We start from the raw sequence: 22907 nt of genomic DNA on the forward strand, positions 1-22907 counted from the left end.
CTTTATTATTTTTGATTTTCGAAAGCTAAGTTGTTTTTCAGCATTTGTTCCGTTGTGTGTTTTGCACCATTATTCTGTATGCTCAAGAAATATCGGTGGACATTATTAGCTTCCATTGATAAATCTCGTCCCCAAATACGTTTATCACTTAACAATCGGGAGATTTCTTCCCGCCCTTGTTCGTCTTTCTGCCAAAAATCGATAAAAGCATCCAAAACGACTTGATCATCACGAACTTTATATTCACTGCCTTCATGTAACCCCATGAAATATCCATCGTGAACAATATTTGGCCGGTAATAATGAAGCAATGAAGCGATCGACAGAGTCATGGATTCCGGAATCGTCCCATCCTTAGGAAGTAATGGAAATACTCTGCTCTTCCATTTTTGCACGGCATTCAATCCAAGGTCGGCCAATCGGTGCTTGACGAATGGGTTTTGAAACCGTTCAATTACAGCGTCGGCAAACCCTTGTTTTTCACTTTTTTCGAAGGAAAGACCAGGTAAAATCTCGTTGTAAAGGATATTGCGGACATAAGAAGAAATAATCTCATCCCCCATTACCTCCTTTACCGTTTGAAGCCCTGCAAGGAATCCTACTGGAAATAGCAGCGTATGCGGAGCATTAAGCAGACTCACTTTCAAATCACGGTATGGTTTGACTTCAGCCCATTTCACATTCAACCCCGCTGTCTGGAATGGGAGTCTTTCTTCCAACGGTTCATCTGCCTCAACGACGAAGAGGTGAAATGGCTCTCCAACTGCCATCAGCACGTCTTCATAACCAAGCTTCCGTTCCCATTCACCAGCATTCTCTTTCGGATATCCAGGTACGATTCGATCGACTAGTGTGTTACAAAACGTATTATGACTTTCTATCCATTTCTTAAAGTCTTCCGACAGGCTCCAATCTTCAGCTATCCGAAGGACGATTGATTTTAGTAAATCGCCATTATCTTCGACAAGTTCACAAGGAATGATTGTAAAACCTCGTGCTCCTTCTTCATGTATGAATCTACGATGAAGTAATGCTGTCAATTTACCTGGGTAGGATAACGGGGACGCTGTCCTGGGGAATTCCTCCTTTGTGTACACAAGCCCCGCTTCTGTCGTATTGGAAAAAATGAATTCAATCGAGTCGGATTCGGCTAATTCAAGGAGCTCTTCCCACGATTCATAAGGATTGATACTGCGAGATATGGTTGAATTCACTTCAACTTCCTGCACTTCTTCTCCATTTTCCACCCCTTGAAGAATTGTTGTGTACAAGTGGTTCTGTGCCTGAAGTTTCGGAACGACCTTCCCATGAGGTGTCGGCTGGATGGCTACGGTTCTTCCGTTGAACAAATTTCGCTGATTCATTTTTTCAAGCATCCAATTCAAGTAAGCACGAAGGAAATTCCCTTCTCCAAATTGGATCGCTCGTTCAGGCAATTCTTTATTAATTAATGTCTTATTGGAAGGATTGATGGATTGCAAGTTCTTTACTGCCTCTACATTTAAGCGAACCATAAATGTTTCACCCTCCTTCAGCTTAATAACAACGTTGTTATTAACGTTCAAAAAATATACTCCTGAAGGGGAGTAGGTTATTTTTAACAACGTTGTTATTTACAAGTTTATGTAGAAATAAGTGAATTGTCAATGGGTATTCTTCAGTTATCTGAATTTTAAAAATTAAATGGACAGAAAGTTTATATGACATTCAAAATAAATACAGCCTCTTTACTAAGCAGTAAAAAGGCTGTATTCCTATAATCATCTAAGTTGTTCAAACACATTTCTCACTTTTGGAACTACATAATGGCTTCCCTCATCAACATCCTCAATCATCATGGAAATCATTAGGTCAGGATTTTCCGTATCCCAGGCAATGAACCAGCCATTTTCCTGACCATTTTCATCTTCAAGTGACTGCTTCAATTCAGCTGTACCTGTTTTACCAGCAAGGCTCCTCCCTTCTAGCTCCGCATCATGTGCCGTTCCTTCCGAATCCTGGACGACGGCTTTCAAACGTTCCCTTACTATTGCTGCAGTCTCTTCGCTCATAATATTTTCATGCCATGTTTGACCCGTTTCTTCTTCTTTTAAAAGAGTGGGCTTTAACATGGTTCCATTTGTCACAAATGGGGTATAAGTCATCGCCAGGTGAAGTGGGCTCATCTGAACTTGACCTTGACCATATCCCGTATCTGCAAGCAGTGCCTCATTGTCGAATGCCTCTCCATTGAGTATTTGGGAACTTTGGATTGGATAAGGGAAAGGAATGTCTTCTCCAAAGCCGAATTCATCCGTTTCTTTCATGAACGTTTCTCCTCCGATTTTAAGAATGGACCGGGCGAAATAAATATTATCTGATCGCATTAAAGCATCACGTAAGTTCACCTGCTCATCGACAGCTGCGCCATCAACTCTTGTCACTTTGTATCCGCCCCAATCATCCTTGGAATACGTCTTCCCACTAATGGCCATATTCTCTTCAGGGTTTATATTTCCCGTCTCCAACCCGATTGCTGCGGTGATCGGTTTAAAGGTTGAACCCGGGGAGTAAGTTTTATTGAATTTGTTAATTGTCGTTTCAGCTCCATTTGGATTCAGTATCTCCTCATTCGGATCATAGGAGGGCGTGCTGACAAGTGCTTTCACTTCTCCCGACCTCGGATCAATCGCAGAAGCCGCGCCAGAATCACCTTTCATTTGTTCATAGACAGCCCTTTGAACATCAGATGAAATGGTCAATGTAACATCTTCACCATCTTTAGCGGGGGTTTCAGCCAAGACAGTTTTACGTTCCTCTTCTTTATTACGGATGACTACAATCCCGCCAGGCTTGCCACGAAGTTTGTCTTCCATCACAGACTCCAAACCTCTTCTGCCAATTTGGTCCCCTGCACTGTATCCTTCTCCTTCGTGTTCATCAAGATCTTCAGCCGTCACCTCATCGACGTATCCTGTCAAGTGGGCAGCAGCTTCGCCTAAAGGATACCGTCTAGCGTCCTCATCATCTTGAAAGGAAATCCCACTAGGCAATTCGTTAATCGCATCAATGGTCTCTTCATCTTCAGCGTTAATCGAAGCTAAAGGCACAAATGTATCTTTTGTCACCCAGGATTGCCCTAATTGTTCATCAATATATTCAACAGATATATTCAAGATTTCCGCCAGTTCTTCTTTCAGGCGGGTTACATCTTCCTCAGAATTTTTTTCCATCTGACCAGGTGCAATACCGACTTGCTTCACTCCACCATTTACAGCTAAGGGTTTTCCATCCACATCGAAAATCTCACCTCGCTCAGGTGACAATGGCCAGGCGCGAACAGTGTCCCCCTCCTCCATTTCAGGAAATATCATCGAAGAGCTCCAATCCACAGCCCAGCGATTTTCTTCCTCACCTTCTTCGTATACAAGCTCAGCGGAATGAGAAAATTGGATTTCTCCACCTAGGGAGCCCATACTCACTCCATATTCGAATGACGGCTTTTCTTCCGTATCATATTCTTGATCTTCTTCAGGAAGTTCATATGTAACAGCAAGCTCTTTCATCCCTATCCCCTCATAAATCGCTGTATAGCGATCGACAAACTCTTCCTCACTCATCAGACCTTGGGAACTTTTGCTCAGCATCCCGTACATTTTTGCATACTCTCCACTTTCCCAGGCCTTCATATATGCTGTGAACGTATCTTCCGGATTCGGTTGTTCAGAACATGCAGTAAGGCCAAGAAGCAAGAGTGAAAAGATCACTAAAATCCAACGCTTCATGCTATCACCCCTTTTATGTAACGTCTAGCCAAAAAAATCTTTCTTAATTAAGCATTATATCAAAGTTACCTCAAAGAAAAAGAATTTCCAAATTAAACCTTATTTCATACCCGCTGCTTATATTGGTATAAAAGCATGGACTTTATGGAATTTTAATTTGTAAGAAGAACTTTTTCAAAAGGGGGAAAAGATATGAAAAGAACTGAAAGTGAAAAAACAGAATCCGATATTACCACACATGGGCAAAATCCTTACGAAATTGTCAAATCATTAATTAAAGAATCTGTTACAAGGCTCGGTTTGCATGAAAACATCTATCATATGCTGAAAAAACCGATGAGAATGTTGGAGGTATCCATTCCAGTACGTATGGATGATGGTACTCTTAAGAATTTCACAGGATACCGTGCCCAACACATTGACATTTTAGGCCCTACTAAAGGCGGCATACGCTTCCACCCGATGGTCAACATTGACGAAGTGAAAGCCTTATCCATTTGGATGTCTTTAAAGTCCGCCATTCTCGATCTGCCACTCGGAGGCGGGAAAGGTGGAGTCATCGTCGACCCTGAAAGCTTATCAGATCGGGAGCTTGAAACATTGAGCAGGACTTATATTAGGAAAATCACACCGATCATCGGTCCTCAAAAGGATATCCCGGCACCAGACGTCAATACGAACCCTGAAGTAATGGGTTGGATGATCGACGAATTCGATCAACTCCGCGGTTATAATATCCCTGGAATGCTGACAGGAAAACCTATCATCATTGGTGGGTCATTGGGAAGATTAGAAGCTACCGGGCGCGGGGTAGTTTTCACAATTCGTGAGGCAGCCAAAGAATTAGGTATGGAACTGGATAAATCCACGGTGGCTATCCAAGGATTCGGCAATGTCGGTAGTATGACTGCTAAGTTTTTACATGAGTTAGGAGTCAAAATCGTTGCCGTCACAGATGCTAGAGGTGGAATTTATCGCGAAGAAGGTATAGACATCCCTGATTTGCTGGAGTTTGTCGGTGACAAGGAGAATTATGCGTCTGATTACCCGCACGCCGATGCCATTACGAATGAAGAAATGTTCGGGCTTCCTGTTGACATTTTAGTGCCAGCGGCGGTGGAAAACCAAATTACGAAGGAGACTGCTCCCACTATTCAAGCAAAAATTCTCGCTGAAGCAGCCAATGGCCCTACCACCCCTGAGGGAGATAAAATCCTCGAGGAAAAAGGAATTTTCGTCATTCCCGATATCCTTTGTAATGCAGGGGGAGTAACGGTTTCCTATTTTGAATGGGTACAAAACTCTATGAACTATTATTGGAAAGAAGAAGAAATCAATCAGAAACTTGAAGAAAAAATGCTATTCGGCTTTAACACCGTGTTTACTATGCGCGAAGAAAAGAAATGCTTCATGAGAGAAGCGGCGTACATGGTTGGAATCAACCATCTCGTCAAAGCCATGAATGCACGCGGATGGGTTAAAGACTCCGACTTATCAGACAGCTGATGAATCGGTTAAGTACTTTCATTAAACGGAACCCCCTGGAGCCAGCTGGCTCCAGGGGGTTCCGTTACTTTTATTATTCGATCCAATCACAGGCTATAACACACTGAAATGTATCAAAGACGATCTTTTAAATTGACCCCGATAAATTTCATTTCTGTCATATCTTCAACCGCATATTTGACACCTTCTTTACCAATCCCGCTTTGCTTAACACCACCATATGGGTGGTTATCCTGACGGTAAGTCGAAATCTCATTGATCCAGACTCCGCCCATTTCCAATTGATCTGCGACACGGAAGGCCCGGCTGATATCCTTCGTAAAGACCCCCGCCTGCAGACCATAGATCGAATCATTTGCCATCCGGACAACTTCCTCTTCCGTTTCAAAAGGAAGGACCGAAACAATCGGTGCGAACACCTCTTCAGCGATGATCTTCATATCATTTTTGACATTCGTAATGATCGTCGGAGTCAAAATCGTTCCTTTCTGTTCTCCGCCAATTTCGACTTTTGCCCCTTTATCTACGGCATCATCAATCCAAAGCTTAGCTCTTTCTGCTTCTTCTTCGCTGATCATCGGACCAAAATCAGTCGCTTCTTCCATTGGGTCGCCAATGTTCAGAGCTTCCGTTTGTTTTATATACTCTTCCAAGAACGAATCATATAACGATTTATGCACATAGACCCGTTGAGCTGAAATACACACTTGTCCGGAAAAAACGAAAGCACCTTTGACTAAATCAGTGACGACATGTTCGACCTCTATATCGTCAAACAGAAGGTTGGGGGAGTTTGACCCTAATTCTAAGGTGACCTTCTTGAATCCAGCTCTTTCCCGGATTCTCCTTCCGACAGGCAAGCTTCCAGTAAAAGTTACTTTATGAACCATATCATGTTCAACAAGTGGATCTCCCACCACTTCTCCACGTCCCATCACCAAGTTCAGAGCTCCTGGGGGCAGGCCGGCTTCATGGAACAAACGGGTGAGCATATACGCAGAAACAGGTGTCTTTTCTGCAGGTTTAAAAATGATCGTATTACCAGCTGCAATCGCTGGAGCTATTTTATGAAGTGAGAGATTCAACGGAAAATTGAAAGGAGTAATGGCAGCGACCACACCCAGTGGTTCACGCTTTGTTATTCCTAACCTGTTTTCCCCTCCGATGGCAGCATCCATCGGAATCACTTCACTGCTGATCTGTTTGGCATGTTCAGACGCGAACCTCAGTACCTGGATAGACCGCTCTACTTCTCCCCTGCTGTACTTCAACGGTTTCCCTGCTTCTTTCGTAACCATTTCGGCGAAAGTCTCTTTTCTTTCTGCCAACAAATCTGCCGTTTTCCGTAAAATATCAGATCTTTGATAAGCAGGCATCTTTTTCATTGTCTGATGAAAAAATTCAAAGCTTTGCTCAATCGCTTTATCCAAGTCCTCGACCACCGCTAATACGACTTCTGCCACTACTTCCTGGTTGTATGGATTTAAGACCGTCAATACTTCCCGATTTTCTCCTTTGACTTCTTCTCCATTGATGATTGAACCAATCCTCATGATGTCACCTCCTTAACAGTTGATATCCCTCAATTTTTCAGTTAATTTCATGTTCTCGCCATAGTCAACAGGGCAATCGATCAGGACGGGTTTCTTGAGGCTTATTGCTCGCTCCAATGCAGGCCGTAGTTCTTCCGAGCTCTCGATTTCTATACCTTCCCACCCAAAAGACTCAGCCAATTTAACAAAATCCGGGTTTCCAAAATCGATATAGGAGGGGCGTTGAAATTTTTTCATTTGGTGCCATTCAATCAATCCATACCCATCATCTCTCCACAACAAAATGACAATCGGCAAGTTCAACCTCACAGCCGTTTCAAGTTCTGCCCCTGTCATAAGAAAAGAACCATCACCGCAAACAGCTACAATACTGCGATCAGGGTAAACCATTTTAGCAGCAATCGCTGAAGGTACAGCCACACCCATCGAAGCCAGACCATTTGAAATCAGACACGTGTTCGGCAGGGCTGTGTGAAACATTCGGGCCATCCACATCTTATGAGCACCGACGTCTGAAATGGCAATGTCTTCGTCCTTTAGAACTTCACGAAGATCACAAATGATTTTCTGGGGTTTGACAGGAAATCCATTATCTTGTTTAAAACTCTTCAGTTCCTCAAGGGCATCTTCTCTGATTGAACGGAACCAATCGATTTCCCTCTCTTTCTGAGGCATCACTTTATTCAATTTCCTTAAGTTCTCCTGAATATCACCCACGACATTTAATGATACTGGATAATGAGAATCGATCTCCGCTTCTTCCGTATCCATGTGCAGGATAGGTGTAGTCCCCTCAGGATTCCAGTTCTCCGGTGGCGTTTCTGCCATATCGAAACCGATAGTAATGATCAGATCGGCTTGTTTGAATCCACATGTAATATAGTCTTTCCCACTGAGCCCTGCCGTCAGTAAACTTAATTCGTTCTTCCAGGACAACGCACCTTTCCCCATAAAAGTATGGACCACAGGTATATTCGTCTCTTCTGCAAATCTTTGAAGCTCTTCAGAGGCATGACCGCGAGTAATTCCATTCCCTGCGAGTATAAGTGGGTGATCGGCCTTCAAAATGAGGTCTGCAGCTTCTTCAATCACCTTATCATTAGCATTCGGTAATGAATGGCCCGTTATAGGCAAAGGCTGCCCATCCACTTCCATACTGGCGATATCTTCAGGAAGATCAATGTGAGTAGCACCCGGCTTTTCCTGCATAGCCAATTGATAAGCTTTCCTCACAACTTCAGGTACAATCTCTCCTGTTTTGATTTGGGCATTCCACTTGGTCACAGGCTCAAAGATATCCACAAGATCATAGTACTGATGCGAGATTTTATGTTGACGATTCATCCCTGCTTGACCAGTGATTGCTATGAGCGGGCAATGATCCATGTTGGCATTCGCCACACCTGTCAATAAGTTGGTTGCACCAGGCCCTAAAGTGGCTAAACAGACCCCCGGTTTTCCTGTCAACCTCCCGTATGTCCCTGCCATAAAAGCGGCGCTCGTTTCATGACGGGTCACAATGAATTCAATATCAGAATCAAGTAAAGCATCCATCAAATCAATATTCTCTTCCCCCGGAACTCCGAAAATGTAATCTACACCTTCATTTTCCAAACACTTCACAAGCAATTGTGCAACATTCATGTCAATCCCCTTTCGTTACATTGATTTCGACCATTGTTTATTTTGTGTAAAATACCCATAAAATATTTCCTTTTATCAAAATACGACAACAAAAAGAGCCTGACCCTATGCCAGCATTCGCTGGTTAAAGAATCAGACTCTCATTTGAATAAGTCTCATTTCAACAGTTGAATTCGATCAAATTCCCATCAGGATCACTGATAAATACTTGATGCCAATCCGTTTTGTTATTCGGTTTGTTGAGAATTTCCACTTCATTCTTCTCCATTCTTTTTATGAATTGCTCTATATTTTTCACTCTTATTGCAAAATGACCATCACGAGAATCAATCAGTCTCGTTCCTCGAAGTGTTTTTCCTTCTGCATGGACAATTAAATGGAGCTGTGTTTGCCCGATTTGATACCATGCACCAGGGAAATCGAAGTCCGGTCGATGGTGATTTTCCTCAAACCCTAAGATTTCTCCGTAGAAGTGTTTTGACTTCTCAATGTCCGTTACTAATAGTGATACATGATGAATCCCTTCGTACATATTGTATTCTCCTTTCCGCTTTCCCTTAGTTTACTGTAATTTTTTCATCAGCCAAAATCTTAAATTTTTATAAACTCACATAACCGTAAGAGGCGGCCATAAAATCATGCAAAAACCATCACAGGGATAAAATATACTTGAAAAACCCCTCATCTGTTGATGAGGGGTATAAAGGATTATGAACTTTTTCTTATATTATTTTTCCAGGCTTGATCTTCATCAATCATCTTCTTAGCTGCATAAATAAGAATAAATTGAATAATGATTACTGGCAGTCCCATCAGCCCAGAAATAACTTCTAATGGGGCGAGTCCGCCGATTCTCATCAATACCAGTGAAAGCACTGTGATGACGGCAGCAATGACGATACGCAAAAGCTTCGGCGGCTCATACTTACTCATATCTCTTGTACTCGTATAAGCAGCCACTGTATACGTGGTGGAATCGAGTGTGGTCGTTAAGAAAATGAGAGCAACAACCATAAATATGATAATCGCGATTTCTCCGAATGGAAGTGTCGAAAGAATTTCCGGGATAGCCGCCATTCGTTCTTCTTCTTTCACAAGGTTAAGAACGGATAAATCCCCTGTCAAGTACCTGTGCACGCCTAATCCTCCAAGAACACCTGTAGCGACCCATGATAATAACGTAGGTGCCAGGAAGTAGGTGAGAATCATCTCTTTTATTGTTCTTCCCCTGGAGATTTTAGCTGCAAATACACTGTGAAGCATCGCCCATGTCGCACTATATGCGAACCAGAACACAGTATTACTTTGTATGTGGGAAGCTTCACCTTGGTGGACAGAGTCAGTATTCAAGGAAATGTTAAGATAATTTGATAATAAAAAGGACAAACTATCAGAGAAATAGTTCAAGATGAATACACCAGGGCCGCCCAATAGAATGAATATAGCAAAAATCCCGGCCAAATACATATTCCATGTACTCAAGCGCTTGATACCTTTCTCAATTCCTAAGTAGGCACTAAGTGAAAATAAGAACACCCAAACAATCGTAACTATAATCGTCAGTCCGAAATTCACTTCGATATTTAATAGATGGGAAAGGTTTTGGGTAATAATCGGTGCCCCAAGCCCAAGCGTCACGGCAGCTCCAGCTAAAATACTGACAAGGAATAAAACGTCCAGAACCTTTCCACCAATCCCATCTGTAAACTTATCACCGAACAGAACCCGGCAAGCCTCGGATATCCTCATTAGTGGTCTTTTTTTCACGTGAAGGATATACCCCATCGCTGGTGCGATCATGACAAAGATAGCGAAAACTTGGAATCCCCATAAGAACATACTATAGGCATTACCCCAGAGCAGCGCTTCTGGTGAACCGGCTTCGACTCCTGCTGGCGGGTCGTTCGCAACCGACGTCCATTGCAGCATCCCCGTCCGCATAATCGTCGAACCTACACCCATGGCAATCAAAATCGATGCATATTCAAATAACGAGAAGCGGGGTTTTTCTTTAGGATCACCAAGTACGACCTGACCATATTTAGAAAATGAAAAATATAGTCCTGCGACTACGAGAATGATTCCATACCATAAATAGCCCCAACTGAACACGTCCACAATATAATCAAAAATGGAATTGAGCAATTCCAATGACTCTGCCTCATACATGGCAAAAGGAATACTGATTGCAATCATAATCAGTATTGAGGGAACAAAAATCTTGTAATCAATCAACTTCTTCTTATCCATCAAATCCTCCTATATATCAACAATTTCTTAGGGTCTCTCTTCTTCTACCCGCTCAATGGGAGATAATAACAAAAAAAGTGATGGAAATTTCTTTAAATAGTGGCTGTTCCATTCAAAAATTCTCACAGGCTTGATAAAATTTTCTTGATCAAATAAAAGAGGCTCCCCTATACGGAATCCACTGAAGAACTGCAACTTTTTAAGTTATGATCAATAAAGAAGCCGAGTGGGACGATAAAATCCTCCCACTCGGCTTCTTTTATAATTTCGATGAGATATTTGGGCTCTTAATCCTCCATGAATCTCTCTTTCAAACCTTCATTTACTGTGTAAATCGCCTTGGTGCGGACTGTTAGCGGTTGCACAGCACTTATTCTAGAGAATACATGGATGAAGGGCCTCTGTTGATTCCGGGATGAGAGTTCGGTGGTGACGCCTGCATGCAGCATGCACAGCGCGAGCCGAATATCCACTTTGTCAAATGATCTTCTTGACCAGGTCAGCTGAGACCGCGCCCGCGGCAAGCATCCGCCGACAAGCGAATAGTGAGAAGCAACACCAAACTTCAACAGCTTCTCTAGATTGGAAAAAGTTTTTCAGTGGTCTCCATAATCGGGAGTCTCCTCTTCCTTTATTCCCCTATTTGTTGAATTTGATCGATGATGCTCGTCAGTTCGTTCAATGTCTGAAAAACTTCCGTATTTTCGATAACCTTTGAATCAAGCTTACCATTTTCCATATTGTCTAAATAGACATTGATACCTTCTAACGCTCGATTGTTGTGATCGACCACTTGATCGTGCAAATCCGCTGTCATATCAGGAGACTCCAGTTCATTGAATTCTTCTATATCTTGTTTCATATCTTCCAATTTCGTTTCGAGTTCTTGCGCTGCTTGCTCATCCCTTACCGCTTGTTCGGCAAGAGCAGGCGCCTCTTCAGCAAAGGTATTGGCTTCATTTGCATATTCTGTGGCTTCGTCCACATAAGACAACGTGTTGTTCACTCCCTCGAGTATTGAACAACCTCCAAGCATGGAGCTTACAAGTAGTAAACCAATGGCTATTTTCTGCATGACGTTCCTCCTTAATTTCAAAAGCCTAGAAAACTATTATACCATAGGGAAAACCAGTCCCTTTAGAACAAACTCACAAGGCCCACTCCCGGTAAGCTTTAGCCTGCCTTAGAAGTAGCATTATCGCCCGCTACAAAAATAAATATGAAATTTGAATGAGTCATACCATCCTTTTGGAGCACCAAACCACTCTACAACGTGGAAACCAAACTCAAAATGTTTACGGCTTCGATCCTAAAACGAAAAAAAGAAATCTCCTTGAGCTTTTCAACTCTGGGAGATTTCCTTTACTCATGTCCTACTTTCATTAAGCCTTTTGCTTTTCATTCTTTCTTTTTCTTCTTTTCGATATTACTTCTTGATTAGCAGATTTATAGAATGAATAACCCATCAACAGTACGATGACTGAGAAAGGGAAAGCTGCGATGATCAACACATTTTGCAGCCCTTGGGTTCCCCCAAAATACACAATGATCGCAGCCATTGAAGAAAGACAAAGGCCCCAGATAATCTTAACCATACCAGTAGGATTGATTGAGCCCGATGTCGACAACATTCCAAGTACAAATGTTGCTGAGTCTGCGGAAGTGATGAAGAATATCGCAATAACAAATATCGTGATAAAAGACATTAAAACACCGAGCGGATACTGTTCTAACATAGCAAAAGTAGCCGTCTCCATCGGGTATTCAGAAATCGCTGCAATTCCTTGCTGTTCTAGATCCAGCGCGGACACTCCGAATACCGCGAAAAAGATAAAGCAAACAATTGCTGGAACAAATAATACACCCAGCATAAATTCTTTGATGGTACGTCCTTTTGAAATTCTGGCAATGAATATACCAACGAAAGGAGACCAGGAAATCCACCATGCCCAGTAGAAAATCGTCCATCCATCAATCCACTTACGGTTTTCCTCGTTTATCGGTGCGATTCGGAAACTCATATTGAAAAAGTTCGTAATATAATTGCCGATCGAATCGGTGAACATATTCAGTATGTACAACGTAGGACCGACGATCAAGAGGAGAATCATCAGAAGAAAGCCAAGAATCATATTGATGTTACTTAAATATTTGATTCCTTTGCTGATTCCTGACCAGGCTGAAATTATAAATAAGGCTGTAGAGACAATCAAGATGATCAATTGGACACCGTAATTGCTCGGGGTGTTAAAAAGAAAGGCAAGACCTTCGTTGATTTGGGCGGAACCGAATCCGAGCGTAGCTGCAACACCAACGACTGTAGCAACTACAGCTAAAGTATCGATCAACCTGCCCATAAGCCCCTCCATCCGCTCTCGTCCGAACAATGGAATAAGGGTGGCACTGATCAACCCTGCATAACCTTTATGGAACTTGAAATAAGCAAGGACTAATGCCACAAGCGCATATACTGCCCATGCGTGGATTCCCCAATGGAAAAAAGAGAATTGCAAGGACTCCTTAATAGCTTGTGCACTGCCTTCCTCGGCATTCGGGCTACTCTTAAAGGCATGAGATATAGGCTCAGCTGTCGTCCAAAATACTAAACCCATCCCCATCCCCGCACTAAATAGCATAGCGAACCATGAAACGAGGCCAAACTCAGGTTTTTCATCCTGTTTACCCAGCTTGATCTGATTAAATCTTGAAAAAATCAAGTAAATACAAAAGGCCAACATCAACATAATGATCAGTAAGTAATACCACCCAAAACGAGTGGAAATAAAAGAGGTCGCTGTAGTAGTTACTGATTTTAAATGTTCAGGAGCTGCTGCTCCCCACAAAACAACCAGCGCACAAACAGCGAGCCCATACCAAAAAACCCATGAAACACTTTTCATCTATACTCGCCCCTTATGTAAGATTTGGTCGAAAAACCCGGTTAAAAGAAAAGGGTTCCACAACATTTTCACATGTTACATAGTATTCTATTGCATTGCAAACTGCCTTCCCGCAAAAATCAAACGTTCCCCTCCCCTGTTACAACCCCTTTCCCCCCTGTGTGATTCCTTTAACAGCAAGGCTTCATATCAAATCCATTCAATTTATACTGGATATTCAGAACGAATGAATTTTTTTGAAAAGAAAAACGATCACTGAGCTTCACTGAGACGAACTGACGCTCACTGACGTCACTGAGTAGTACTCAATCGCTCTCAGCAGGTTTGGAGACTTTCCTCTTCGCTGATAGGTTTAAATTATGCGAAACAGTCCACAAGGAGGATTTTTCTATGCCTAAACAACGTATTCCATTAGTAGATACAGATATCCATGAACGTGTCCAATATGAAGAACTTCTTCAATACCTGGACGAACCATTCAAGCACTACATTACGAATTGTCATTGGATACAGGAAAAACATATGCCATACACACAACCATCCGTGGCCGGGGTCGACAGGGCTGATGCGGTTGTCCCAGACGGAAGGCCTGCCGGCTCCGATTTAGCCTTCATGCAAGAACAGCTTCTTGATGATATCGGCCATGAATTCGGGATTTTGACTGGGGCCTTGGATCCTTCCCCGTCTTCCATGCACGGTTGGTACGAAATGGCCGCAGCTTTAGCGTCCGCTTATAACGATTGGCAAATCGATAAGTGGTTAGACCAGGATGAACGCTTATACGGTTCTGTGCATGTGGCTGCCCAAGATCGTGATGAAGCAGTGAAAGAGATTGAGAGAGTCGGTGATCATCCGAAGATGGTCCAGGTCTTACTGCCGATCGATGACATCATGTGGGGAGATCCGTACTATCATCCGATTTTCGAAGCTGCCGAAAAACATGACTTGATGATCGGCATGCACCATAACGAACCACCTGTCTATTATGGGAAATGGCCAAGATATTTTATCGAATGGCATACGTTGATTCCCACAGCTCATATGAAACAAGTCACGAATATGATTTTCAACGGTGTGTTTGATAAATTCCCTAACCTCGGTCTAATGATGATTGAAGGTGGGTTCACGTTCATTCCTCACCTTATGTGGAAAATGGATCAGCAGTTCAGGGACTTGCGTCATGAAGTGCCGTGGCTCAAAAGAAAGCCAAGCGACATTATGAAAGACCAGGTGCGTTTCTGTACACAACCATCTGAAGAATTAAATAAAAAAGACTTCATGTCACTGATCGATCAAATGGGGACAGACGAAATGATCTGTTTTGCGACAGACTACCCTCACTGGGATTACGACTCCCCTCATAGAGCATTACCAAATTTAGACCCAGAGCTCAAACAGAAAATTTATTCAGAAAATGCCAGAAACTTTTATCCGAAAATACCGAAGTCAGGAGGAGAGATTACATGAGAGAACAAGTCGTTTGTAAAACAACCGATATCCAGCCCGGGCAAATGATGGAATCCGTCTTCGGCAAACAGGATGTCCTGGTCTGCCGGACACCAGACGGAGACTTTTATGCATTTCGGAACCAATGTACCCACCAGGGGGCTCCTCTTCACAAAGGGATGATGTGCGGAGCGACAACGGAGCAAAGCGAACCAGGCGAATACCAATATTGTCACAGAGGAGAAATCATTCGCTGCCCATGGCACGGAAGAGAATTCGATATAAAAAATGATGGCCGGATGCTCGCCAATCCCGATAAAAAGCTGCCAAGCTTCAAAGTACGAGTTGAAAATGAAAATGTCATCGTCTATAAATAATACCCAACTAGAAGGTGAGGAAACATAAAAATGACACAAACTGACAATATAGTGGACGTTATCATCATTGGGGGCGGCCCTACAGGATTATTTGCCGCTTTTTACGGGGGCATGCGGGAAATGTCAGTAAAACTGATTGACAGCTTACCGCAGCCAGGGGGTCAACTTATGGCCTTATATCCTGAGAAAAACATTTACGATGTGGCCGGATCTCCAAAGATTCTCGCCAAAGACCTCGTCCACCAACTGGAGGAACAAGCAAAACAGTTCGACCCGCACATGTGCTTAGAAGAAAACGTTCAGAATGTCGAAAAATTGGAAGAACAGCTTTTCAAAGTAACGACGACTGAAGATGAACATTACGGCAAAACAGTCTTGATTACGAGCGGAGCCGGCGCCTTTCAACCACGTCGACTGAAGCACGAAGCAGCTGATAAATATGAAGGGAAAAATCTTTTCTACTCCATCACTGACTTACAAGCCCATAAAGGTCAAAGAGTCTGCATTTCAGGCGGAGGAGATTCAGCGGTAGATTGGGCCCTTATGCTTTCAGAAATTGCCCAGGAGACAACACTTGTCCACCGACGCAGTCAATTCAGGGCACATGAACACAGCCTAAATCAATTGAAAGAAACCAATGTCAAAATCAAAACCCCGATGGCAATTGATGATTTGGTCGGCACAGAAGACCAAATTGAGTCTGTCGTATTGAAAGAAACCAAGGGGGAACTATCCGAACAGCTGGAAATCGATTCCTTGATCATCAACCACGGATTTCTCTCAAGTCTTGGAGCTATAAAAGAATGGGGATTGGAAATCGACAAGAATTCCATTATCGTCAATCAGAAAATGGAAACGAATATATCTGGCATATACGCAGCCGGGGATATAACAACCTATGATGGAAAAGTGAAGCTTATCGCGACAGGGTTCGGGGAAGCCCCGACAGCAATCAGCCAGGCAAAACATTATATAGACCCTGACACAAGAGTTCAGCCGCCCCACAGCACCAGAGTTCTAGGCGGAGAATGACTCTGTGGCGTTCCAGACTAAATTCACCACGCCACCAGAAAACCATTTACGTGTTCTTCTTGAGCTGCTGCTTACTTTTATGAAAATCAGTCCGCTCACCTTTGGCGGTGGGATCGCTATGATTCCGCACATTGAATCAGAAATCGTAAAGAAAAGAAGATGGTTCACAAGTGAAGATGTTCCGGAAATTATCGCCGTTTCTCAATCTGCTCCAGGATCCATCGCCATCAATGCTTCGATTTATATCGGCTATACGGTGAGCGGAATCGGCGGCGCACTTACAGCGATGCTGGGAATGCTTCTCCCTGCTGGAATGATCATTGTCCTTTTGACTTATCTCTTTTTGACTTATCAAGATTTATCTGTCGTACAAGATGCATTTCAAGGGATACGGCCAGCAATCATCGGACTCATCTTATTTGCAGGTCTTAAAATCGGCAAAGGGGCGATTCATGACCGGTTTACTTTCTTCCTCTTTCTTATTGCAATTTTCTCGCTTGGCAGCATAGCCATCTCCCCGGTTTTTTTAATCGTTGGAGGAGCTCTAGCTGGCTGGCTATATCATGCCTGGAATAATAGAAGGAGCTGACACAAATGGTCTCCTTCCAATTATTCATCGAATTTTTCATCATCGGATTATTCGGTTTTGGTGGCGGTTATGCGATGATTCCCCTTATGGAACAGGCGGTTCGTGAACACCAGTGGCTGACTCATCAACAATTTACAGACATCATAGCCATTGCTGGATCGGCGCCTGGACCGATTGCCACTAATTCCGCATTATTCATCGGCTATCAAACATCAGGAATTGGAGGCGCGGTCATAGCTGCAGGCAGTAATTTACTGCCTTCCCTGATCCTTGTTCTCCTATTAATCAAACTAATCGCCCGTCATTCCCAAACCAAAATGTTGAACCGTGGTCTGTACGGCATTCACCCCGTGATTACAGCGCTGATATTATATGCTGGCATCCGGATGGGTGTACAAAATGAACTATTTTCGAATTTAAAGGATTACCCACAATATTTCATTTTAATTATGGCGATGTTTTTACTGCACAAAAAGGTATCCCCTGTATGGGTGATTGGCCTTTCTGGAATGTTAGGAATATTGATTTACGGTTTTTAAAGGAGGAAAAAAATGATCAAGAAAAAAATGTACATTAATGGAGAATGGGTAGCGGCTGCTGCTGGCCATACACGTACGATTATCAACCCATTCAACCAAGAACCGATTGCAGAAGTTCCTGAAGGTGATGAGTCTGACTCTCAATCAGCGATTGATGCTGCAAGGGAGGCTTTCGACCATGGTGAGTGGCCTCATATCCCCGCGACAGAACGAGGAAAAATCGTCCTGAAAATTGCTGAATTGATTGGACGGGATCAGCAGGAATTAGCTGAGCTTGAAACATTGGATACAGGTAAAACATTGTCTGAAAGCTTGGATGACATGAAGGATATCGCAGAAGTATTCCGCTATTATGGAGGGCTTGCGGATAAAGATGGCGGAGAAATGACCGCCTCCCCTATTCCTGATTCAAAAAGCAAAGTCGTAAGAGAACCTGTAGGGGTCTGCGGGCAAATTACACCTTGGAACTACCCGCTATTGCAGGCTTCTTGGAAACTGGCTCCAGCGCTTGCTGCGGGAAACACCCTTGTCATTAAACCAAGTGAAATCACACCATTGACCACGATCAAAATATTAGAGCTTATTGAAGAAGTTGGCGTTCCTGAAGGGGTAGCCAACCTTGTGTTAGGCTCCGGGGCGGACACAGGTCAACTTCTTGCTGAAAGCCATGAAGTTGACCTTATATCATTTACAGGCGGGCTCGAAACCGGCCGCAAAATCATGAAAGCAGCTTCAGGAAACTTCAAAAAGCTTGCTCTTGAACTAGGTGGGAAAAACCCGAATATAGTCTTTGCTGATGCAGATTTTGAAACTGCTTTAGACCAAGCCTTGAATGCAATTTTCTTCCACTCTGGGCAGGTATGTTCAGCGGGAGCCCGCTTACTTGTTCAGGACTCGATCCATGATGAATTCGTAGAAGCCTTGGTTGAACGAGCTCAACAGATCAAGCTCGGCAATGGTTTTGATGACTCCACACAATCAGGACCGCTCATTTCAAAGGAACACCGTGAAAAAGTGGAAAACTATGTAGACATCGGTATCAAAGAAGGAGCAAACTTGGTTCTCGGCGGTAAACGACCGGCAGCCGAAGAACTACAAGCAGGGTTCTTCTTTGAACCGACGATTTTCACAAACTGTGACACCTCCATGCGAATCGTCCAGGAAGAAACTTTCGGGCCAATCTTGAGTATCGAACGTTTCAGTAGTGAAGAACAAGCGATTAAATTAGCCAACGATTCTATTTACGGACTGGCAGGAGCAGTTTGGACAACAGATATAAGAAAAGCCGAACGAGTGGCTGGAGCTTTGAGAATGGGAACCGTATGGATCAATGACTTCCACCCTTACTTCGCTCAGGCTCCATGGGGCGGCTATAAAGCTTCGGGAATAGGGCGTGAACTTGGCAAGCAGGGACTTGAAGAATATACGGAAGTGAAACATGTATATGAGAATACGAACCCTTCTCCTCTTCATTGGTTTTAATGACCATTCAAGCGAACAAAACAATAAATCGAGCAGCATGTTTTTTTAAAGCAAACAATTGATCGTGATAACCACAACGAAAACGAGGCTTGCACAAAAGAATTTTTCCGCTAGAAAACCCGAACGAATTTGTTCGGGTTTTCTTTATGAAGCAATAAATGCCTACGCTCCATTTGGTCCATTCCACCCTATTGTTTGTGGAAGTTAGTGTTTTGCCCCAGCTCCGTCTCACTTTCTTTCAACAACTTTGCATTAACTCCTTAAACTCAGTTGAATGACTCAGACTACAGGAGATCGACAAAAGACGCCCCTGATATTAAACAAGGGCGCCCTGCTTATTTTAGTTTACATAAGTTTCAGATTTCAACTCGCGGCGGCGTTTGTGTAAGATTGGTTCGGTATAACCGTTCGGCTCTCCTCTTCCTTCAAAGATCAGGTCACATGCAGCTTGGAAGGCAATGGATCGGTTAAAATCAGGAGCCATCGGCCGGTATTCTGGATCGTGACTGTTTTGACCATCTACGACTTTCGCCATCTTCCTTAATGTTTCTTTCACCTTTTCTTCATTCACAATTCCATGGTGAAGCCAATTAGCCATGTGCTGACTTGAAATCCGAAGCGTTGCACGGTCTTCCATAAGACCCACGTCATCGATATCTGGGACTTTGGAACACCCGACGCCATGATTGACCCAACGGACAACATATCCTAATATCCCCTGGGCGTTGTTTTCAAGCTCCTCCTGAATTTCCTTCTCGGTCCAATTCGCATCCAATGCCGTTGGTACTTCAAGGATTTCGTCGGTTTTGTCTTGAATTGTTTCCAGCAACTGATCCTGAGCAGCTTTCACATTGATCTTATGATAATGCAAAGCGTGTAATGTAGCTGCTGTCGGTGAAGGAACCCAGGCTGTATTCGCTCCCGCTTCCAGCTGGCTGTGCTTCTGTTCGAGCATAGATTTCATCATCTCCGGCATCGCCCACATACCTTTTCCGATTTGGGCTCGTCCTTGCAGTCCTGTACTCAACCCGATATTGACATTTGATTGCTCATAGGACTGGAGCCATGTGGAAGACTTCATCTCTTTTTTCCGGATCATTGGCCCTGCAGCCATGGAGGTATGAATTTCATCCCCAGTTCGGTCAAGAAACCCGGTATTGATAAATACGATTCTTTCTTTGACCTCATGGATACAATTTTTCAGATTCAGGGTCGTTCTGCGTTCCTCATCCATCACCCCGATTTTAATCGTATGTCTCTCAAGCCCCAGCATATCTTCAATGCGATCGAACAATTCATTAGCGAATGCTACCTCTTTTGAACCGTGCATTTTTGGCTTAACGATATAAATGGAACCCTTCTCAGAGTTTCGGAAACGGCTGTTTCTTAACAGATCATGCTTAGCGACAAGACTCGTAACAACCCCATCCATGATCCCTTCAGGAACTTCCTCTCCATTCCCATCCAGAATGGCAGGAGTTGTCATCAAGTGACCGACATTACGCATGAACATGAGCGATCGTCCATGAAGTGAGATCTCTCCCCCATTAGGGTTCGTATAATGACGGTCAGGTTGGAGTTGACGTGTGACTTCTTTGCCACCTTTATCAAAAGTCGAGGTCAGCTCACCTTTCATAAGACCAAGTAAGTTTTTATATACGCGGACTTTATCCTCTGCATCTACAGCTGCCACAGAATCCTCACAGTCCATAATAGTCGTCGTGGCAGACTCCATCAAAATATCTTTGACGCCTGCTGCATCATTCTTTCCTATCGGGTGATTACGGTCGATTTGAATTTCCAAATGCAGCCCATTATTTTCCAATAAAATCGCTGAAGGATCCTCTGCCGGGCCTTGGAAACCTTTGAATTTTTCACTCTCTTCCAGTGTCCTTTCTGTACCATCTCCAACAGTTACGCACAGTTCTCCACTCGTAACCTTATATGTAACTGCGTCTTTATGAGAAGATGCAGTTAAAGGAGCGATCTGGTCCAACACTTCCTTCGCATACAACACTACTTTCTCCCCTCGTATAGGGTTATACCCCCCCACACGTTCCGCTCCATCTTCTTCATTGATGACGTCTGTTCCGTAAAGCGCATCATACAGGCTGCCATAACGGGCATTGGCTGCATTCAAAGCGTATCGGGCATTATCTACAGGGACGACCAACTGCGGTCCCGCCTGTGTAGAAATATCGTCATCTACATTTTCGGATGTAATCTTGAAGTCTTCTACCTGCGGCTCTAAATAACCTATTTCCTGCAAGAAAGACTTGTACTCCTTGAAATCATAATTGCCAGGATGTTCGTTGTACCATGTATCCAACTTGCTTTGAAGAGCGTCCCTTTTTTCTAGAAGATTTTTATTTAGTGGGGTTAAATCTGCAAGTAATGATTCAAAGTCACTCCAGAATTGTTCATTCACAATCCCGCTTTCCGGAAGAGCTTCTGAAACAATGAATTCATACAAAGCTCTGTCTACCTGCAAGGTGCCGACTTTCACATAATCGCTCATTTATATTCCTCCTCCATGAAATAGTTGTATCCAGCATTCATTGAACTCTCATAAAAAGGACTTCTATGATTTTACCGCCAATATAAACCCCAGCTACACCAAGCACACCAGCGAGGACAGGAGGGGCTGGTAAAGGAAGTTTTATCAATTTGAAAACGACACCGATTACAATTCCCGCTACCATAGCGAGGAGTGCTTCTTTTACCATTTCTGTTCCTCCTCCCCGATCTTATTGTGGAATTTTATTTAATTTCGGATCGACTGTCTGTAAATTATCTGTGAAAGGTGCTGTAATTACACCTTTTTCGGTAATGATGCCGCTGATCAAATGGTTTGGAGTGATATCAAATGATGGATAAAGGGCATTCGTACCTTCTGGTGCTATTTTCACACCCTTTATCTCCGTAACTTCGCTCGAATCCCGCATTTCCACTTCAATATCTTTTCCACTTTCAGTATCAAAATCAATCGTATGGCTTGAGGTGGCTGTATAAAATGGAATCCTATTTTCCTTGGCTGCAAGTGCGTGCATATAAGTCCCGACTTTATTGGCCAAATCTCCATTTGCCGATACACGATCAGACCCTACGACAATTTTGTCTACACGGCCGGTGTTCATACAAAATCCAGACATGTTGTCAGTGATCAACGTGTGAGGAATACCGAATTTTTTCAATTCATAAGCGGTAATCCGTGCCCCTTGTAAATATGGACGTGTTTCACACGTAATGACGTGGATGTTCTTGCCTTGTTCATGAGCGGTACGGATGACCGATAATGCTCTTCCCCCATACCCCGCACCGCCTAAGGCGCCGGAATGGCAATGAGTCATAATGGTATCTCCGTCTTCAATCAACGCGGCTCCATGTTTTCCTAATTCATATTCGAAAGCTAACTGACGTTCCAAAATCTCTACAGTCTTCTGCTCCATTCCCTCAACGAGATCCTGGCCCGTCCCGTTAATGGCTTCAACCATTTCATCCACCGTTTTCATTAAGTTGACAGCGGTCGGTCGTGTACTTTTCAATAATTTGCCTGCTTGTTTTATTTCATCAGGGTCTCCATCTGATACGTAAGCAGCTAAATACAGTCCATAGGCCCCGCATATACCAATAGCACCTGACCCGCGAATCATCATTGAACGGATCGCTTCTGCTAGGTGTTCTACAGTGGAACAAGTTACAATGTCTTCAGAGAATGGCAGTTTTGTTTGATCGATGAGTTTTAAGACACCTTCTTCAAACCATATCGGCAGCGCCAATTCCTCTCCCTGATAACGTTTGACAAGCTCATGAATGGTCGTCATA

Annotated in this window: 18 protein-coding genes; 7 read left to right on the plus strand and 11 right to left on the minus strand. The window is 43.4% G+C overall.

Annotated elements, in window-relative coordinates; all coding sequences use genetic code 11:
- Positions 1 to 5: 5 nt before the first annotated feature.
- The gene (locus tag HLI_RS07890; protein WP_128524480.1) at positions 6 to 1514 is read right to left on the minus strand and encodes a tagaturonate reductase; all 1509 of its coding nucleotides are present in this window, start codon (positions 1512 to 1514) and stop codon (positions 6 to 8) included.
- Between the two features lie 246 nt (positions 1515 to 1760).
- Entirely contained in the window at positions 1761 to 3764 is a 2004-nt protein-coding gene (locus HLI_RS07895) for a penicillin-binding transpeptidase domain-containing protein (RefSeq protein ID WP_128524481.1), read from the minus strand.
- 192 nt (positions 3765 to 3956) lie between these two features.
- Between HLI_RS07895 and HLI_RS07900 the strand changes: the two genes are divergently transcribed.
- The gene (locus HLI_RS07900; protein WP_128524482.1) at positions 3957 to 5270 is read left to right on the plus strand and encodes a Glu/Leu/Phe/Val family dehydrogenase; all 1314 of its coding nucleotides are present in this window, start codon (positions 3957 to 3959) and stop codon (positions 5268 to 5270) included.
- Between the two features lie 113 nt (positions 5271 to 5383).
- Here HLI_RS07900 and HLI_RS07905 read toward each other — a convergent pair whose 3' ends face one another.
- The 6 genes from HLI_RS07905 to HLI_RS07930 all read right to left on the minus strand — a co-directional run bounded on the left by HLI_RS07905 (position 5384) and on the right by HLI_RS07930 (position 13617).
- A complete protein-coding gene (locus tag HLI_RS07905) occupies positions 5384 to 6823 on the minus strand; it encodes an aldehyde dehydrogenase family protein (protein WP_206659643.1) in 1440 nt (479 codons plus the stop codon).
- 12 nt (positions 6824 to 6835) lie between these two features.
- A complete protein-coding gene (locus HLI_RS07910) occupies positions 6836 to 8467 on the minus strand; it encodes an acetolactate synthase large subunit (RefSeq protein WP_128524484.1) in 1632 nt (543 codons plus the stop codon).
- 160 nt (positions 8468 to 8627) lie between these two features.
- Positions 8628 to 8999 (minus strand): VOC family protein, encoded by a 372-nt coding sequence (locus HLI_RS07915; RefSeq protein ID WP_128524485.1) that lies wholly within the window; start codon positions 8997 to 8999, stop codon positions 8628 to 8630.
- Between the two features lie 176 nt (positions 9000 to 9175).
- Complete coding sequence (locus HLI_RS07920) at positions 9176 to 10717, minus strand: BCCT family transporter (RefSeq protein ID WP_128524486.1); 1542 nt, start codon at positions 10715 to 10717, stop codon at positions 9176 to 9178.
- A gap of 631 nt (positions 10718 to 11348) precedes the next feature.
- Positions 11349 to 11792, minus strand: coding sequence for a DUF6376 family protein (locus HLI_RS07925; protein WP_128524487.1), 444 nt, complete (start codon positions 11790 to 11792; stop codon positions 11349 to 11351).
- 307 nt (positions 11793 to 12099) lie between these two features.
- Positions 12100 to 13617 (minus strand): BCCT family transporter, encoded by a 1518-nt coding sequence (locus HLI_RS07930; RefSeq protein ID WP_128524488.1) that lies wholly within the window; start codon positions 13615 to 13617, stop codon positions 12100 to 12102.
- 390 nt (positions 13618 to 14007) lie between these two features.
- On the opposite strand from HLI_RS07930, the gene HLI_RS07935 reads away from it, so the two are divergent.
- From HLI_RS07935 to betB, 6 genes are read left to right on the plus strand one after another with little or no spacing between them, the layout of a single operon-like run.
- The gene (locus HLI_RS07935; RefSeq protein ID WP_128524489.1) at positions 14008 to 15084 is read left to right on the plus strand and encodes an amidohydrolase family protein; all 1077 of its coding nucleotides are present in this window, start codon (positions 14008 to 14010) and stop codon (positions 15082 to 15084) included.
- The gene (locus tag HLI_RS07940) at positions 15081 to 15440 is read left to right on the plus strand and encodes a Rieske (2Fe-2S) protein (protein ID WP_128524490.1); all 360 of its coding nucleotides are present in this window, start codon (positions 15081 to 15083) and stop codon (positions 15438 to 15440) included. Before HLI_RS07935 ends, HLI_RS07940 begins: the two co-directional genes overlap by 4 nt.
- 30 nt (positions 15441 to 15470) lie before the next feature.
- Positions 15471 to 16472, plus strand: a complete 1002-nt coding sequence (locus HLI_RS07945) for an NAD(P)/FAD-dependent oxidoreductase (protein WP_128524491.1) — start codon at positions 15471 to 15473, stop codon at positions 16470 to 16472.
- Between the two features lie 4 nt (positions 16473 to 16476).
- On the plus strand, positions 16477 to 17061 hold the full coding sequence (locus tag HLI_RS07950; RefSeq protein WP_128524492.1) for a chromate transporter: 585 nt from the start codon (positions 16477 to 16479) through the stop codon (positions 17059 to 17061).
- Positions 17062 to 17066: 5 nt separating this feature from the next.
- A complete protein-coding gene (locus tag HLI_RS07955) occupies positions 17067 to 17600 on the plus strand; it encodes a chromate transporter (protein ID WP_128524493.1) in 534 nt (177 codons plus the stop codon).
- 15 nt (positions 17601 to 17615) lie between these two features.
- Positions 17616 to 19082, plus strand: coding sequence for a betaine-aldehyde dehydrogenase (gene betB / locus HLI_RS07960; protein ID WP_128526842.1), 1467 nt, complete (start codon positions 17616 to 17618; stop codon positions 19080 to 19082).
- A 340-nt stretch (positions 19083 to 19422) separates the two neighbouring features.
- Here betB and HLI_RS07965 read toward each other — a convergent pair whose 3' ends face one another.
- The 3 genes from HLI_RS07965 to mtnA are packed head-to-tail and all read right to left on the minus strand — an operon-like array spanning position 19423 to position 22906.
- Entirely contained in the window at positions 19423 to 21600 is a 2178-nt protein-coding gene (locus HLI_RS07965; RefSeq protein WP_128524494.1) for a malate synthase G, read from the minus strand.
- A gap of 37 nt (positions 21601 to 21637) precedes the next feature.
- Entirely contained in the window at positions 21638 to 21808 is a 171-nt protein-coding gene (locus tag HLI_RS07970) for a DUF1427 family protein (RefSeq protein WP_128524495.1), read from the minus strand.
- A 21-nt stretch (positions 21809 to 21829) separates the two neighbouring features.
- Positions 21830 to 22906 (minus strand): S-methyl-5-thioribose-1-phosphate isomerase, encoded by a 1077-nt coding sequence (mtnA, locus tag HLI_RS07975; RefSeq protein ID WP_128524496.1) that lies wholly within the window; start codon positions 22904 to 22906, stop codon positions 21830 to 21832.
- Position 22907: the final 1 nt, after the last annotated feature.

The organism is Halobacillus litoralis, assembly GCF_004101865.1.
GTDB lineage: Bacteria > Bacillota > Bacilli > Bacillales > Halobacillaceae > Halobacillus > Halobacillus litoralis_A.

What these genes read in the sequence shown, in the direction of transcription:
- HLI_RS07940 (WP_128524490.1), top strand. Translation starts at nt 15,081, where the DNA reads ATGAGAGAACAAGTCGTTTGTAAAACAACCGATATCCAGCCCGGGCAA.
- HLI_RS07905 (WP_206659643.1), bottom strand. Translation starts at nt 6,823, where the DNA reads ATGAGGATTGGTTCAATCATCAATGGAGAAGAAGTCAAAGGAGAAAAT.
- HLI_RS07935 (WP_128524489.1), top strand. Translation starts at nt 14,008, where the DNA reads ATGCCTAAACAACGTATTCCATTAGTAGATACAGATATCCATGAACGT.
- HLI_RS07965 (WP_128524494.1), bottom strand. Translation starts at nt 21,600, where the DNA reads ATGAGCGATTATGTGAAAGTCGGCACCTTGCAGGTAGACAGAGCTTTG.
- HLI_RS07930 (WP_128524488.1), bottom strand. Translation starts at nt 13,617, where the DNA reads ATGAAAAGTGTTTCATGGGTTTTTTGGTATGGGCTCGCTGTTTGTGCG.
- HLI_RS07945 (WP_128524491.1), top strand. Translation starts at nt 15,471, where the DNA reads ATGACACAAACTGACAATATAGTGGACGTTATCATCATTGGGGGCGGC.
- HLI_RS07910 (WP_128524484.1), bottom strand. Translation starts at nt 8,467, where the DNA reads ATGAATGTTGCACAATTGCTTGTGAAGTGTTTGGAAAATGAAGGTGTA.
- HLI_RS07970 (WP_128524495.1), bottom strand. Translation starts at nt 21,808, where the DNA reads ATGGTAAAAGAAGCACTCCTCGCTATGGTAGCGGGAATTGTAATCGGT.
- HLI_RS07920 (WP_128524486.1), bottom strand. Translation starts at nt 10,717, where the DNA reads ATGGATAAGAAGAAGTTGATTGATTACAAGATTTTTGTTCCCTCAATA.
- HLI_RS07890 (WP_128524480.1), bottom strand. Translation starts at nt 1,514, where the DNA reads ATGGTTCGCTTAAATGTAGAGGCAGTAAAGAACTTGCAATCCATCAAT.
- HLI_RS07915 (WP_128524485.1), bottom strand. Translation starts at nt 8,999, where the DNA reads ATGTACGAAGGGATTCATCATGTATCACTATTAGTAACGGACATTGAG.
- mtnA (WP_128524496.1), bottom strand. Translation starts at nt 22,906, where the DNA reads ATGACGACCATTCATGAGCTTGTCAAACGTTATCAGGGAGAGGAATTG.
- HLI_RS07955 (WP_128524493.1), top strand. Translation starts at nt 17,067, where the DNA reads ATGGTCTCCTTCCAATTATTCATCGAATTTTTCATCATCGGATTATTC.
- HLI_RS07925 (WP_128524487.1), bottom strand. Translation starts at nt 11,792, where the DNA reads ATGCAGAAAATAGCCATTGGTTTACTACTTGTAAGCTCCATGCTTGGA.
- HLI_RS07895 (WP_128524481.1), bottom strand. Translation starts at nt 3,764, where the DNA reads ATGAAGCGTTGGATTTTAGTGATCTTTTCACTCTTGCTTCTTGGCCTT.
- HLI_RS07900 (WP_128524482.1), top strand. Translation starts at nt 3,957, where the DNA reads ATGAAAAGAACTGAAAGTGAAAAAACAGAATCCGATATTACCACACAT.